General features: G+C 74.0%; 15 protein-coding genes. 6 read left to right on the forward strand and 9 right to left on the reverse strand.

The window, feature by feature from the left end; all coding sequences use genetic code 11:
- Positions 1 to 85: 85 nt before the first annotated feature.
- On the forward strand, positions 86 to 535 hold the full coding sequence (locus tag BCD49_RS20375; protein WP_007519730.1) for a carboxymuconolactone decarboxylase family protein: 450 nt from the start codon (positions 86 to 88) through the stop codon (positions 533 to 535).
- Positions 536 to 746: 211 nt separating this feature from the next.
- Positions 747 to 1,448 carry a Uma2 family endonuclease gene (locus BCD49_RS20380; protein ID WP_007519728.1) on the forward strand — a complete coding sequence of 234 codons (702 nt, stop codon included), beginning with the start codon at positions 747 to 749 and terminating at the stop codon, positions 1,446 to 1,448.
- 20 nt (positions 1,449 to 1,468) lie between these two features.
- On the opposite strand, the gene BCD49_RS20385 is transcribed toward BCD49_RS20380, so the two are convergent.
- The 5 genes from BCD49_RS20385 to BCD49_RS20405 all read right to left on the reverse strand — a co-directional run bounded on the left by BCD49_RS20385 (position 1,469) and on the right by BCD49_RS20405 (position 5,566).
- The gene (locus tag BCD49_RS20385; protein WP_007519727.1) at positions 1,469 to 2,437 is read right to left on the reverse strand and encodes a hypothetical protein; all 969 of its coding nucleotides are present in this window, start codon (positions 2,435 to 2,437) and stop codon (positions 1,469 to 1,471) included.
- 148 nt (positions 2,438 to 2,585) lie between these two features.
- Complete coding sequence (locus BCD49_RS20390) at positions 2,586 to 3,041, reverse strand: GNAT family N-acetyltransferase (protein WP_007519725.1); 456 nt, start codon at positions 3,039 to 3,041, stop codon at positions 2,586 to 2,588.
- Between the two features lie 100 nt (positions 3,042 to 3,141).
- Positions 3,142 to 3,777 carry a hypothetical protein gene (locus BCD49_RS20395; RefSeq protein WP_007519724.1) on the reverse strand — a complete coding sequence of 212 codons (636 nt, stop codon included), beginning with the start codon at positions 3,775 to 3,777 and terminating at the stop codon, positions 3,142 to 3,144.
- A 125-nt stretch (positions 3,778 to 3,902) separates the two neighbouring features.
- On the reverse strand, positions 3,903 to 4,583 hold the full coding sequence (locus tag BCD49_RS20400) for a TetR/AcrR family transcriptional regulator (protein ID WP_007519722.1): 681 nt from the start codon (positions 4,581 to 4,583) through the stop codon (positions 3,903 to 3,905).
- Positions 4,584 to 4,585: 2 nt separating this feature from the next.
- Positions 4,586 to 5,566: a class I SAM-dependent methyltransferase gene (locus BCD49_RS20405; protein ID WP_007519720.1), complete on the reverse strand. Its 981-nt coding sequence runs from the start codon at positions 5,564 to 5,566 to the stop codon at positions 4,586 to 4,588.
- Positions 5,567 to 5,649: 83 nt separating this feature from the next.
- Between BCD49_RS20405 and BCD49_RS20410 the strand changes: the two genes are divergently transcribed.
- Positions 5,650 to 6,054, forward strand: a complete 405-nt coding sequence (locus tag BCD49_RS20410) for a RidA family protein (protein ID WP_007519718.1) — start codon at positions 5,650 to 5,652, stop codon at positions 6,052 to 6,054.
- A 5-nt stretch (positions 6,055 to 6,059) separates the two neighbouring features.
- Here the strand turns inward: BCD49_RS20410 and BCD49_RS20415 are convergent, their stop codons facing one another.
- A complete protein-coding gene (locus tag BCD49_RS20415) occupies positions 6,060 to 7,112 on the reverse strand; it encodes a hypothetical protein (protein WP_007519716.1) in 1,053 nt (350 codons plus the stop codon).
- Between the two features lie 87 nt (positions 7,113 to 7,199).
- Between BCD49_RS20415 and BCD49_RS20420 the strand changes: the two genes are divergently transcribed.
- Positions 7,200 to 8,435 (forward strand): epoxide hydrolase family protein, encoded by a 1,236-nt coding sequence (locus BCD49_RS20420; protein WP_007519715.1) that lies wholly within the window; start codon positions 7,200 to 7,202, stop codon positions 8,433 to 8,435.
- A 57-nt stretch (positions 8,436 to 8,492) separates the two neighbouring features.
- Here the strand turns inward: BCD49_RS20420 and BCD49_RS20425 are convergent, their stop codons facing one another.
- Together BCD49_RS20425 and BCD49_RS20430 are read right to left on the reverse strand one after the other, a co-directional pair.
- Positions 8,493 to 9,800: a hypothetical protein gene (locus tag BCD49_RS20425; RefSeq protein ID WP_071041787.1), complete on the reverse strand. Its 1,308-nt coding sequence runs from the start codon at positions 9,798 to 9,800 to the stop codon at positions 8,493 to 8,495.
- Positions 9,797 to 10,477: a SigE family RNA polymerase sigma factor gene (locus BCD49_RS20430; protein WP_007519711.1), complete on the reverse strand. Its 681-nt coding sequence runs from the start codon at positions 10,475 to 10,477 to the stop codon at positions 9,797 to 9,799. Before BCD49_RS20430 ends, BCD49_RS20425 begins: the two co-directional genes overlap by 4 nt.
- Positions 10,478 to 10,747: 270 nt before the next feature.
- Here BCD49_RS20430 and BCD49_RS20435 point away from each other — a divergent pair, with 270 nt between their 5' ends.
- Both BCD49_RS20435 and BCD49_RS20440 read left to right on the forward strand, forming a co-directional pair.
- Positions 10,748 to 11,905 carry a phosphotransferase family protein gene (locus BCD49_RS20435; RefSeq protein ID WP_158072955.1) on the forward strand — a complete coding sequence of 386 codons (1,158 nt, stop codon included), beginning with the start codon at positions 10,748 to 10,750 and terminating at the stop codon, positions 11,903 to 11,905.
- A gap of 126 nt (positions 11,906 to 12,031) precedes the next feature.
- Positions 12,032 to 13,126: a hypothetical protein gene (locus BCD49_RS20440; protein WP_007519057.1), complete on the forward strand. Its 1,095-nt coding sequence runs from the start codon at positions 12,032 to 12,034 to the stop codon at positions 13,124 to 13,126.
- 201 nt (positions 13,127 to 13,327) lie between these two features.
- On the opposite strand, the gene BCD49_RS20445 is transcribed toward BCD49_RS20440, so the two are convergent.
- On the reverse strand, positions 13,328 to 13,543 hold the full coding sequence (locus BCD49_RS20445; protein WP_007519055.1) for a hypothetical protein: 216 nt from the start codon (positions 13,541 to 13,543) through the stop codon (positions 13,328 to 13,330).
- Positions 13,544 to 13,837: the final 294 nt, after the last annotated feature.

The following is a 13,837-nucleotide window of genomic DNA, read 5'->3' on the forward strand; positions in this document are numbered from 1 at the left end:
ACGTTCCTCCGTCGCGTCGGGTCATAGCACTGACCGTCGACGCCAGGCGGATGTGACCGCTCTGGCGAACTCGCAGGAGGTTCCCGTGGAAGCACGCATGAAGCATCCGGTGTACGTCATCCCGGCCGCCCTGAAGGCGCTGACCGCCATCCACGAGGCCGTGAAGGGTACCGGATTGCCGGAACAGACGATCGAGCTGGTCAACCTGCGCGCCAGCCAGATCAACGGCTGCGCCTGGTGCCTGCAGATGCACGCCACCGCGCTGCGCAAGGCCGGTGAGCCCGACGAGCGGATCGACACCGTGGCCGGCTGGCGGGACGCGTCGTACTTCACCGACGCCGAGCGGGCCGCTCTGGCGCTCACCGAGTCCGTCACCCGGATCGCCGACCGCGGCGACCCGGTGCCCGACGACGTGTTCGACGAGGCGGCCCGGCACTACGACGAGGCGCAGCTCGCCGCGCTGCTGCTGACCATCGGGCAGATCAACGTGTGGAACCGGCTCAACGTCGCCACCCACCACGTGGCCGGCGCCTGACGCCCCGACCCAGCCCGGCTGGTGTCCCGGCCGGCGCGGCCGACGGGACACCAGCCGGGGAACCGGCCCCGGAAGGCCTACTGAGAGGCCACAGTCAGGGCGCGAGGGCTGTGGACAGCGGGGTGGTTTCCACAGTTTCGTGCTGGTGGTGGCGCTGATGCCCGGCGGGCGGTCAGCGTTGGCCCATGTCCCTGCCCCCGAGGAGCGCATCATGTCTGCCATGCCGGTGCCGCCTGACACGTCGCCGCCCGACCCGTGGGTGTTTCCGACGCCCGGCCCCGACGGGTTCATTCCGGATGACCTGGCGCGGCTCCCGCGTGACGGCTACCACTACGAGCTGCTCGACGGGGTCCTGCTGGTCTCCCGGCCCGGCGGGTTCACCGTCGACGACCTCGAACGGACGCCCGAGGACAGCAACCGCTACGAGCTCATCGACGGGACGCTCCTGGTGAGCCCCGCTCCCCGCTGGGAGCACCAGCATGTGGTGCTCTCACTGGCCGTGATCCTGCGCGCCGCCTGCCCGGCCGGACTGGTCGTCTTCGGCCCGACACCCGACGTGCTCAAGGGCCGGCGCGGCAGCCTGCAGCCCGACCTCCTCGTGGCCCACGCCGTCGACCTCACGCCCGAGGAGCCCTACCTGGGTGTGCCGGTGCTGGCCGTGGAGGTGCTCTCGCCCAGCAGCCTCGGCATCGACCGGCTCGCGAAGCGGCAGGTCTACGCCCGGCTCGGCGTGTCGTCGTACTGGATCGTCGACCCGTCGACCCGCACCGGCCCGGCGGTCACGGTGCTGTGTCTCGACCGGGCGCTCGACGGCTACCGCGAGGAGCCGACGACCGGACCGGACGAGGCCGTCACGGTCACCGAGCCGTTCCCGGTCAGCTTCACCCCGGCCGACCTGGTCCGCCTCCCGTAGACACGCCACCGCCGCGGCGATCACGGAGTCCGTGCATCGGGCGTCCGGCGGGTACGCAGCCGCAGCGCGCCGAACGTCACCAGGGCGACCGCGACGAGGGTGAACAGCAGCTCGCTGAGCCGTTCGGTCGCCGGGTTGGAATGGTCACCGGGGTAGTCGGCGACCGGGTAGACGTACGCGACACCGAGATAGGTGGCCAGCGCGCCGGCGGCCAGGGCCAGGGTGCGTGCGTCGTTCCAGCGTGTCCGCGCCACCGTCCGGGCGAGCAGCGCGCCGGCGAGGCCGACCAGGGCGACCTGCCCGGCGACACCCGGCCACGACGCGGGCAGCAGGCACCAGCCGGCCGTTACCGCGAACGCGACCACCCCGACAAGCCAGACCGCGACGCGGCGGCCCTCGCCGCACGGCGAGGCCCGGTGCCGCCACGCCCAGGCGGTGGCCAGGGACGCCGTGGCGATCCCCGCGGCGAACACGACCTGCACGGCCGACGGGGCGAACCCGTCCGCGACGTCGGCGTGGATCAGCGCCGCGCCGCCGAGGTAGAGCAGGCCACACCCGACCAGACCCGGCCGGCGCAGCCACGGCCGATGGCGCAGCCGGGCGGGGGCAAGGCCCTCGGCGAGCGCGAGGGGGACGGCGATGCTCCACACGACGTGCCCGACGACGAACACCAGCAGGTTGAACGCGCTGGTCTCGAGCCCCGGCAGGTGGGCGGGCCTGGTGAAGTCGTCGGTGCCCTCGTACGCCGGGTTGAACAGGCTCATGTCGATCAGGCCCGCTTCCAGGATCCCGTACGTCGTGCCGAGCAGCGCGACCGTCAGCCACGGGGACGCGGTCCGGCGCGCGGCCTCCCGGATGAGCAGCGCGCCGCTGCCGTACATCGGCGCGAGGAAGACGATCAGGCCGAGCCGGTCGGCCGTCCCGAAGGCGAGGAACTCGGCGACGAACGGCGAGAGCAGCATGACCGCGCCCGCGAGGAGAAACCGCATGCCCACAACGTCTCTCGTCGCGCCGAGCGGGCCACCCTCCTTGGTCTCTCTCTTTCGGCGGTAAGCGCGGGCGCCTCGCGGATTCCAGGTACTACCCTCGTCGACTTCCGGATGCGCCTTCGTCGACGGCGGCCCGCGGCGCCGCCCGTCAGGACAGGTAGCGGCGGAAGCCGACGGCGGAGCGCGCGAAGCCGAGGGACTCATAGAACAGGTGGGCGTCGCCGCGCTCGCCGCGGGACAGCAGCTGGATCTTGTAGCAGCCGGCGGCGCGGGCCTGTTCGACGACGTGGGCCATGAGCGCCCGGCCGGCGCCGAGCCGGCGGGCGTCCGCGGCGACGACGACGTTCTCGACGATCGCCCAGGGCTGGCCGCCGTGCGTCAGGTTGACGTGGACGAGCACCTCGGCGGTGCCGACGACGCGGCCGTCGACGTCGGCGACGAGCAGCTGGCGGGACGGGTCGGCGAGGATCCGCGCCAGGATCGGTTCGGCGGCGGCCGGGCCGGCGGGCTGAGACTCGGGCCGCCCGTCGGCGAGCTGCCGGTACAGGTCCAGCAGGACGGGCAGATCCTCGGCGACGGCGGGCCGGATGCGCGGGCTGTCCACGTCCCGATCGTCCCGCCCCGCCCCTGGCCGCGGTGACACCGGTCGACCGAGGCGGCCAGGGGCGGTCACGATCCGCCCCTGGCCGGTAGGGCCGGACCGGTCAGATCTTGCCGAGGGCGGCGCGGGCGAGGACGACGAGCGGGTCCTTGGCGGTGGCGGGGTCCTTGGCGTCGATGGAGATCGACAGGCTCGCGACCTGGGTGCCGCGCAGGTCGATGGTGTAGACGGACGCGAACGTCATGCTGCCGAGGCTTGAGGTGCCGTAGCGGGCCGCGGCGCCGAGGCCGGGGATGTCCTGGACCTTGTCCTTGCCGTAGGTGGAGGCGGCGACGGTGTCGTCGAGCTCCTGCTGGGCGGATTTGTTCGCGTCGGCGGTACGGATGACCAGTGTCACCGCGCCGACCGGCAGGAAGCCGTCGGTGACCGCGCAGCCGAGGCTGGAGACGCTGTTCAGGCTCAGTCCGGACCGGCCGCTGATCCGTTCGAGGGAGGGGGCGTCGACGAGGTCGCAGGCGGACTTGGGAGCGGTGAACGAGCCCGGCTTGGGACCGCCGGGGCTGGCGGTGGAGGTCGATGACGTGCCCGGGCTGGCCGTGGTCGACGCGGTGGAGGTCGCTCCCCCGGAGGTCGACGCCGGGGTCGCCGGCTCGTCGCTCTCGCTGACCGCGGAGCAGGCCGTCAGGGCTACCGCGAGGAACAGGACGAAGGCCGCCGGTGCTACCGCTCGTATCCGCACAGCCGCACCCTAGTGGTCGCGAACCGGACGGGCTGAACCCGAGTCGGCCTGGCGACAGCTGGCCAGCGCTCCACTCGTGGCGGTGGGCCAGCCGTGGTCTGGCGGAGTCTTCCGCCGCGCCTGTCTCACACTGACCCGTCCGCCGCTCCGGTGGCGAGGGCGGTGAGGAGGGTGGCGACGGCGTCGGCGGCGGCGGTGTGGTCGAGGTCGTCGTCCCAGGCGGTCTGCAGCGCGAGCCCCTGGTAGATCGCGATGAGGACACGGGCTGCGCCGTCGGCGGGCAGGGCGGCGGGCAGGGCGCCGCGTTCCTGGGCGGCGCGGACCAGCGCGGTGACCGCGGCGCGCGGTCCGTCGACACCCTGGCGGGCCACCAGGTGGATCGCGGGTGCGCGCAGCGCCTCCGCCCAGATCTGCACCCCGAGGCGGACCCGCGTCCGCTCGGCGGGTTCGGCGAGCGAGCGCAGCATCTCCAGGTACCCGGCGGTGACGGCGGCGAGCGTCGCCTGTCCGTCCGGGCTCTCCGTGACGTCGTCCGACGCCGGCGCTGGACCCGTGGCGACGACCGGGTCTGCCGCGGGGAGGTGCAGGCGGGCGGACTGGGCGTCGTGCCACTGGATGGCGATGGCGGCGACGATGGCGTCCTTGTCGGCGAAGTAGCGGTAGAGCAGGCCGGCGGACAGGCCGGACTCGGCCACGATGTCGGCGACGGTCGTGCGGTGGAAGCCCGCGCGGGTGAAGCAGCGGGCCGCGGCCGCCAGGATCTGCTGGCGGCGTGCCAGGGTGTGCTCCTCGCTGACCTTCGGCACCGTCAGTCCTTCCCTCCGGGCGTGGCGGCGGCCCGCGGCGCCGTCGGGGTCGCCGCCGCGGCGGGCCGCGCCGGGGCGATCTCGGCCTGGGCGACCCGGTAGAAGGGCGCGGCCGGCTCGCCGCCGCGGCCGAGCGGGGTCAGGTACCGGTCGGCGGCGGCGCGGGTGGAGCAGTCCAGGGTGAGGGTGAGGCCGCGGGCGGCGAGGTAGCCGGGCAGCTCGTCCGGGACGAGGCCGAAGGTGAACGGCTCGCCAGCGGCGCGGACGGTGCCGGCCCACTCGTCGACGCCGCTGAAGGTGCCGCTGCCGTCGAGGGCGCGCCGGTCGACGTAGGTGAACACGACCCGGCTGCCGGGGGCGAGCGCGCCGGCGAGCCCGGTGAGGGTGGCGTCGACGGCGGTGGCGTCGAGGTAGTTGGTGACGCCTTCCCAGACGACGACGGTGGGCGTGTCGGTACGCAGCAGGTCGGCGGCGACGAACCGGACGTGGGCGCGGCTGGCGGCGGGGACGCGCTGTTCGACGAGCCGCCGCTTACGGGCCTGCGTCGCCGGATGGTCCACCTCGTAGACGTCGACCGGCCCGGTGTCCCGCCTGGCGGCCGCAGGTCTCGCGGCGGCGGTCGCCTTCGCGTCGCGGACGGCGGCGAGGCGGTAGGGACGGCTGTCGAAGCCGGCGCCGAGCAGGACCAGCTGGCGGGCACCGGCGGTGAGGGCCCCGGTGACCAGGTCGTCGATCAGCCGGGTGCGGGCGACCGCGCTCGCCCGCGGCCCGCCCGGCCAGCGCCGGTCGATGTAGCGCTCCACGCGCCGCGCGACGCGCGGCCCGGCGCCGGGGAGCCGCGCCGCGGCGATGACGAGCCGGTGGGCGGGTGGCAGCGACGAGGCGGCGTACGGGTCGGTGAACAGCCGCGGCCCGCCGCGCGCCGACTCCAGGGCTCGGAACAGCGCCACGTGCTGAGCCGTGCGGCTCGGCTTCTCCTGCATGCCCACCACGATAATGAATGGACGTCCATTTTTCCTTTCACCGCCCTGGTCGTTCGGGGTGGGGCGCGGGGGACACTGCTGGCATGGAGCTCTCACACCTGACCCACATCGCCGCCCCGGGCGGGGTCGCCCCCGGCGCCGGCTACACCCACGTGGTGACCGGCACGGGCCGGCTGGTCGCCGTCTCCGGACAGGTCGCGCTCGACGAGCACGGCGCCGTCGTCGGCGCCGGCGACCCGGCCGCGCAGGCGGTTCAGGTGTTCGCGAACCTGGGCCGCTGTCTCGCGGCCGCGGGCGCGACGTTCACCGACGTGGTCAAGCTGACGTTCTTCGTCGTCGACGTCGCCCACCTGCCGGCCGTCCGCGTCGCCCGCGACGCTGTCATCGACACGGCCCGGCCGCCGGCGAGCACCGCCGTCCAGGTCGCGGCCCTGTTCCGCCCCGAGCTCCTGCTGGAGGTCGAGGCGTTCGCCGTCGTCGCTCCCTGAACGTCTCAGCGCGGGTCGCGGGCGCCGGAGGCGCCGCGGCCTTGGGTGGCGTCGAGGATCGCGGTCTCGACGGCCGGGTCCAGGCCGACCGGTGGGCGGTCGGGGCGGTGCGGGGCCCGGCCGCCGATCTTCTGGAGCCAGGTCCAGGTGTCGGCGACGGTGTCGAGGACCGGGCGTGGGCGCAGGCCGGCGGCCAGTGCCCGGGAGACGTCGGCGAGGTGGAACGCGGCGTGGTACTCGCCGGGCGCGAACCAGCCCGGCAGCTGCGTCCATGGCCGCACCCCGGCGGCGAGGATCGGTTCCGGGTCGGTCCAGACCAGCTCCGCGTCGGAGCCGGTCGCCGCCACGCAGGCCGACAGCACCGAGGCCGTGGTCGCGTGCCCGGGCGGGCTCTGCAGGTCGAACGGACCGGCGACGCCGGCCACGGCCGCGTCCAGCAGCCAGCCCGCGAGGTCGCGGACGTCGAGGTACCCGAACGGCAGGTCGGCCGGGCCGGGGGCGAGGACCCGGCCGCCGCGGGCGATCCGGGTCAGCCACCAGGGCAGCCGGCCGATGTTCTCTCCCGGCCCGAGGACCAGCCCGGGCCGGGGCAGCAGCGTGCGTCCCGGGCCGAACGCGGCGAGCGCGGCCAGCTCGCCGCCGCGCTTCATCCGGTTGTAGGCGGCGAGGCCGCCGTCCTCGGCGTCGTCGGGGGATCCGTCGACGACCGGGGCGTCCTCGGCGAGGCCGGTCGCGCCCGGTGGGACGGGGAACGTGTAGACGGAACGGCTGGACACGTAGACGTAGTGGCCGGCGCGGGGCTCGAGCAGCCTGGCGGCGTCGCGGACCGCGGCCGGCGCCCACGACCAGGTGTCGACGACGACGTCCCACTCCCCGCCGGCCTCGGCGAGCGCCGCCAGGCCGCCGGGCGCGGTCCGGTCCCCGTGCAGCGCGGCCACCTCCGGCGGCGCCGGATGCCGGCCCCGGTGGAACACCGTCACGTCGAAACCACGAGCGAGCCCCGCCTCGACCACCGCCATACCGACGAACTCGGTCCCACCGAGCACCAACAGCCGCATGTCGCGACTATCGCCGCCCACCCGGGCCGGTGAACACCCCTGCCTGCCGTCAGCAGAACCGGATCCGACCGACAGGAGGACCACGCCATGACCCCCCTGCACGCCTTCCCCCTGGAGCCCGCCCCGCTCCACGTGTCCGACGACGTCCTCGACGACCTGCGCGCCCGTCTCACGCTGACCCGCCCGCCGCTGGACGAGGGGAACGAGGACTGGTCCTACGGCGTCCCGGACAGCTATCTGGGTGAGCTGGTCGCCTACTGGCGGGACGACTACGACTGGCGCAAGGCCGAGGCCGCCATCAACGCCTACGAGCACTACCAGGTGGGCGTCGCCGGTGTGCCGGTGCATTTCATGCGCAGGCCCGGCCGCGGCCCCCGCCCGATCCCGTTGATCCTCACCCACGGCTGGCCGTGGACGTTCTGGCACTGGTCGAAGGTGATCGACCCGCTCGCCGACCCGGCCGCGTTCGGCGGTGACCCCGCCGACGCGTTCGACGTCCTCGTGCCGTCCCTGCCCGGCTTCGGTTTCCCCGGCCCGCTCACCGGCTTTCCGGACGTCAACTTCTGGAAGGTCGCCGACCTCTGGCACACCCTGATGACCGAGACGCTCGGATACGAGAAGTACGCCGCCGGGGGCTGCGACATCGGCGGGATCGTCACCAGCCAGCTCGGCCACAAGTACGCCGACGAGCTGTACGGCATCCACATCGGCTCCGCGCTGCCRCTCGACTTCTTCACCGGCCCCCGCGCCTGGGACCTCGCCCGCAACCGGCCTCTCACCGACGACCAGCCCGCCGACGTCCGGGCCCGGATCATCGAGCTGGACCGCCGCTCGGCCTCCCACCTCGCCGTGCACATGCTCGACGGCGCCACCCTGGCCCACGCCCTCAGCGACTCACCCGCCGGGCTGCTCGCCTGGCTGCTGGAACGCTGGAACGCCTGGAGCGACAACGGCGGCGACCTCGAGTCCGTCTTCGCCAAGGACGACCTGCTCACCCACGCCACGATCTACTGGGTGAACAACTCCATCGCCACGTCGATGCGTTACTACGCCAACGCCAACCGCTACCCCTGGACCCCCGCCCACGACCGCACCCCCGTCGTGCGGGCCCCGGTCGGCGTCACCTTCGTCACCTACGAGAACCCGCCCGGCATCCACACCGCGGGCGAGCGCGTCCAGGCGTTCAGGACCGGCCCGCAGGCCGCCTGGTTCAACCACGTCAACGTCAACGCCCACGACCACGGTGGCCACTTCATCCCCTGGGAGAATCCCGACGCCTGGGTGAGCGACCTGCGCCGCACCTTCCACGGCCGCAGGCCCTGAGCGACCTTCGCGGGCTCGTCAGAACCCCGGCCTGCGGCCGTGGCGCTGTCAGGCCTGTCAGGGGCAGGAGATCGCGGGCGTCTGGCGGTAGGTCAGGCTCGCGCAGAAGCTGTCCCGGCTGACCTTCCAGCCCTCGGCGGTGCGGACCGCCGTGACCGAGATGAGCGCGGGGCCTCCGCCGAGCGCTCCGGCCACGGACGGGTCGTCGTACGACAGGGCGACCTGGGCGCTGACGGTGTCCGGATCCACCCTGCTGAGGGTGTCCACCCGTGCCCTGCTGGCCGGCCCCGGGTAGCGGGTGCCCAGCTCGTCGCGGACGGCGAGCAGCGCGGGGCCGTCCTGTACCGCGCCGGCCCAGCGGTCGGCCGGGGTGCCGCCGGTGAAGGCCGCCTCCAGCAYGGGGGTCACGGCCGCGGTGGTCGCCGCGTCGACCGGGACGGGCGGCACGCCCAGCGGGGTGTAGCCGGGGATCGTCGGCTGCTGACCGAGGACCAGGCCGTCGGCGATCCGGTGGGCCACGGCGGGGTCGGGCGGGGTCGGGCCCGCCAGCTCCACCGAGAACACGACGCCCGTCGCGTCGACCCACAGCAGCGCCGTGCGGTAACGCGTCTCGGCCGGGACCGGGGGAAGCGACGGGGTGGCCGTCGCGACGTAGCGCGCCGTCGTCCCGGGCTCCAGCGTCGGCAGGGTCTCCGTGGCCAGGTCATGGTGCAGGACGAGGGCCGGCCGGCCGCCGACGGTGTCCTTGGACAGGAGGATCGGGCCGAGGCCGGACGAGTCACTGGCGCGGATCTGGGTGGCCATCGTGTCGACGGTCGTCAGGACCTCCGGCTGCCAGGTCACTGTGACCCAGGCCGAGGACGGGTTGGTGGTGGTCGCGGAGCCCTTCGCCGTGAACAGGCTGCCGAACATGGTGCGGTCGACGTGGGTCAGCCTGAGCGTGGTGATCCCCATGAGCTGGGTGACCGGTGGTCGGAGCCCCCGTGGGGGCTGGGAGCCGTCGACGGGGCCCCACGAGAACCCGCTGTCGACCAGGTCGTGGGCGGCGGCGTCGACGTCGTGGGTGAGCCCGGCGGGCAGCCAGGTCACGCCGAGGCCGCCGAAGGTGTGCAGCGGTGGCTGGCGGGCCGGCACGACGGTGGTCCGCTGCGGCCCGGTGAGCAGGGCGACGGGGATCCCGACGCCGGCGGCGACCAGGACGACGAGCGCGGCGGCGCCGATGACCCGGGCGCGGGCCCGGTGGCGGCTGGCCCGCGCGCGGACCGTGTCCACGAGGGTGGGCGCGGCGGGGCGGCGGCGCAGGCCGGGGCCCAGGGCGCGCAGCCGCGCCTCCAGGTCGTTCACGTCGCTGTCGTTGAGGGTCACGGTGTCTCCTTCCTCGGCCGCCTGCTCCTGGTGGCCGCCGCGGCGAGCGGCGTGGCCGGGCCGGTCTCGTTGGTCAGGACGTCCGCCGCGCCGGGCGCCGTGACCGGTACAGGTCCCGGGATGGGCGGCCGGGCCGGGGTGCCACGGCTGGTCGTCCCGGCGAGCGCGGCGACGTGCTCGTTGTCGCGCAGCCGGGCCAGCCCCCGGTAGGCCTGGCTGCGCACCGAGCCGACGGAGCAGCCGAGCGCGGCGGCGACCTCGCCCTCGGGCAGGTCCTCGAGGTAGCGCAGGACGAGGACGGCACGCTGGCGCGGTGGCAGGGACAGCAGCGCCCTGGCCAGCCCGTCGCGGTCGGACAGCTGGTCGGCGTGGTCGGCGGAGGTGTCGCTGACGTCTGCGGTCCACGCGCCGTCGACGAGCAGGGGGACCTCGGTGACCCGGGCTCGCTGACGCCGCCAGCGGCTGGTGGCGCCGTTCACCAGGGCGCGGCGCACGTAGGCCTCACGCCGGTCCTCGGCGATCTTCGCCCAGTGTCGGTAGGTACGTTCCAGCGCTCCCTGGAGCAGGTCCTCGCCGGCGGCCCAGTCGCCGCCGACGAGCAGGGCCGCGCTCAGCAGCAGCCGTTCGGCCGACCGGGCCACGAACTCCTCGAAAGCCGGTTCGTCATCCGCGTGCAACCCTCGCCTCCCGTCAAGGTCGGGCATCTCGCGATCCCAGACGCGGCAGGAGCTGACGCACTATGAGCGCCTGCTCCCCGTTTTCTCCCACCCGGCGTTCCCGGCGCCCCGGGTGGAGATTGACAGCCCGACGAGGGCGGGTTAGAACGAGTTTCAGTTTTGCGTGACGTGGCTCACGGTCCCGCGGCCGTGTCCGGCCGCGGGCCGCCGTCCGCGCGGCGGGGGAAGGCCCGCGCCGTGGGCCGTCGTGGCCTGGGGAAGGGAACCGGCGTGCAGGCACAGGAACGCGACCCCGAGTTAACCCGCTCCCGGCTCGCCGGCTGGCTGGCGTCCCGGTTGCCGGGCGCCGACGGCGGGGTCGACGTGGGGCCGCTGACCAGCCCGGAGGGGCTGGGGTTCTCCAACGAGACGCACCTGTTCGACGCCACCTGGGGCGACGGGCCCGACCGGGCCACCCGGCGGCTGGTGCTGCGGATCGCGCCGACCGTCTACCAGGTGTTCCTGGAACCGCGCTTCGAGGAGCAGTACCAGGTCATGGCGGCGCTCACCGGCCGGGACCCGGGCCTGCCGATGCCGGAGCTGTTCGGCTTCGAACGGGACGCGTCACTACTGGGCGCGCCGTTCTTCGTGATGGGCGCGGTCGACGGCCGGGCGCCCAACGACAACCCGCCCTACCACGTCGGCGGCTGGCTGCACGACGTTTCCCCCGCCGACCGGGCCACGATGTGGTGGGGCGGCGTCGACGTGCTCGCCCGCCTGCACCGGCTCGACCCGTATGCCCTGGGCCTCGACTTCCTCGACAGCCCGCGCCGCGGCCGCACCGGGCTCGACCAGCAGCTCGCCTACTACGAGGAGATGCTCGACTGGGCGGCGGCGAAGATGTTCGACACCCCGCCGGAGCCGCTGGCCAGCGCCCGCGCCTGGCTGCGCGCGCACCAGCCGGCCGAACCCGACCCGCCGGTGCTGCTGTGGGGCGACGCCCGGATCGGCAACATTCTGTTCGACGACACGTTCCGCGCCGCCGCGGTGCTCGACTGGGAGATGGCGACACTCGGCGCCGCGGAGACCGACCTCGCCTGGTTCCTGTTCCTCGACCGGCACCACAGCGAGGGCTGCGACGTGCCCCGCCTGGACGGGTTCCCGTCCCGCGAACAGACGGTCGCCCGCTACGAACGGCTCCTCGGCCGGCCGGTGCGCGACCTGGAGTACTACGAGGTCTTCGCCGCCCACCGCTTCGCCGTCATCATGCTGCGCATCCTGGTGATGTTCGTCGAGCTCGGGATGATGGACCCCGCCACCGACATGATCACCAACAACACGGTGAGCCGGATGCTCGCGAAGCTGCTGGGCCTGCCAGCCCCCGGCGCCCCGCCGCCGCGGGGTGAGCCACGGACCGCGCCCGCCGGCGCGCCGACCGCGGCCGGCTGACGGCCCGCCCGGCCCCGACCCCGATCCGGGGCCAGGGCCGGGGGAACGCCGGCCAGCGCCGCCCGCCCGAGACCCGTCCAGCACGACCCCCGGGCACCCGCCCCCGAGACCCGCCAGGAGCGCCTCGTGCTGTCGCCGCTCGACGACTACCCCGTCCACCAGATCGCCGCGCCCATCCGCGAGGTCGCGACCTCCGACCGCAACTTCTACGACCGCTACTACTTCAACTGCGGCTCCCACGACGGCGACACGTTCCTCGTCCTCGGCCTGGGCCAGTACCCGAACCTCGGCACCGCCGACGCGTTCGCCCTGCTGCGCCGCGGCACCGAGCACCGGGTCGTGCGCGCCTCGGCGGAGCTCGGCACCGACCGGCTCGACACCCGGGTCGGCCCGCTGCGCGTCGAGGTCGTCGAAGGCCTCCAGAAGCTGCGGTTCATCCTCGAGCCGAACGACTTCGGCCTGTCCGCCGACCTGACGTTCGAGGGCGCGATGCCCGCGACCCTCGAACCGCGGCAGGTCATCCGCGGCGCCGCGAACCGGGTCATCATCGACGCCTGCCGGCTCGCCCAGACCGGCCGCTGGTCGGGCACCTTCACCACCGACGGCCAGACCACCGAGGTCACCCCCGACCGCTGGTGGGGCACCCGGGACCGTTCCTGGGGGATCCGGCCCGTCGGCGAGTCCGAACCCCCCGGCAGGCCCGCCGACTTCCACACCCTGTTCTGGCTGTACCTGCCGATCCAGTTCGAGGACTACTCGGTCATCGTGATCCTCCAGGAGGACGAGGCCGGGGACCGCTCCCTGGAGGAGGCGCTGCTCGTCTGGCCCGCGGCGACCGGCAAACCGGCCGAGCAGCTCGGCCGCCCCGACTACACGATCGAGTTCCACCCCGGCACCCGCGTCCCGAAGTCCGCGACCATCCGCTTCACCCGCCGCGACGACAAGATTCCCGAGATCACCGCCGAGGCCCTGGTCACCGCCCACCTCGGCGCCGGCACCGGCTACGGCTTCGACCCCGGCTGGAAGCACGGCATGTACCAGGGGGCGCTCAAGGTCGACGGGGAGACCATCGACGTCACCGACCCCGCCCAGCAGGGCCGCCTGCTGGGCATCACCGACAACTTCGCCCGCTTCACCCGCGACGGCCAGGTCGGCTACGGCCTGTTCGAGCTGCTCGCCATCGGCCCGCACCGACCCACCGGCCTCACCGGCTTCCTCTAGACCGGGCCCCGCCGAACCCCGGCACATCGCGTCCGGCGGCGGCGCTGGCCTGCCGTGGTCGCCGGGGGCGTAGTGGGTCCAGGTGCCGCCGGCGACCCCTCTCCCACGACCGCGGAAGCCGCCTCGTCATTTCGGGTGTGTCCTCGAGGACACACCCGAAATGACGGACGACGTTTTCACCCAGCCAATGCCACGAAGGCGTCAGCAGTTGTCCTGGTAGGCACCCATGACGGCGTACCACCCGGTCCCGGGGGCGGGGGGCACGATCATGTCGAGCACAACCATGTACAGGGGCTCCAGGAGCTCGCACGTCAACGGCCGGGCACTCGCCGTGCCTGCCGTACCGACGATGGTCGTCGCGGCGATACCCGCGGTGAGCGTTGCGGCAGTGGCCGCCGCGAGCAGACGTCTCTTCACAGTATTCCTTCCTCCCGTCGCGTCGTTCGCGACCCGTGAGGCAAGGAAAACCGGCAGGCGTGTGAGAAAACGTGTGAGGAGCAGCTCGCGGGACTGTCAGAGGCCTGACAGTCCCCACCTACCCGCGTACTCCACGGCCACCGCGGGCCCGATGGGCTCCCGGACCGCGGCGCGGCCGATGGTCAGCCCCTGGCCGTCGCGCCGGCGTCGACGGGCAGTGCGACGCCGCCGATGGACGCGCCGACCGCCGGCGAGCACGGCGACGTGCGCGCCCCGCTCTTCGGGGGTTGGAAG

The sequence above is a fragment of the Pseudofrankia sp. EUN1h genome (assembly GCF_001854645.1).
Taxonomy (GTDB): domain Bacteria; phylum Actinomycetota; class Actinomycetes; order Frankiales; family Frankiaceae; genus Pseudofrankia; species Pseudofrankia saprophytica.

What these genes read in the sequence shown, in the direction of transcription:
- BCD49_RS20385 (WP_007519727.1), bottom strand. Translation starts at nt 2,437, where the DNA reads ATGCGGTTTCTCCTCGCGGGCGCGGTCATGCTGCTCTCGCCGTTCGTC.
- BCD49_RS20415 (WP_007519716.1), bottom strand. Translation starts at nt 7,112, where the DNA reads ATGCGGCTGTTGGTGCTCGGTGGGACCGAGTTCGTCGGTATGGCGGTG.
- BCD49_RS20405 (WP_007519720.1), bottom strand. Translation starts at nt 5,566, where the DNA reads ATGCAGGAGAAGCCGAGCCGCACGGCTCAGCACGTGGCGCTGTTCCGA.
- BCD49_RS20380 (WP_007519728.1), top strand. Translation starts at nt 747, where the DNA reads ATGTCTGCCATGCCGGTGCCGCCTGACACGTCGCCGCCCGACCCGTGG.
- BCD49_RS20410 (WP_007519718.1), top strand. Translation starts at nt 5,650, where the DNA reads ATGGAGCTCTCACACCTGACCCACATCGCCGCCCCGGGCGGGGTCGCC.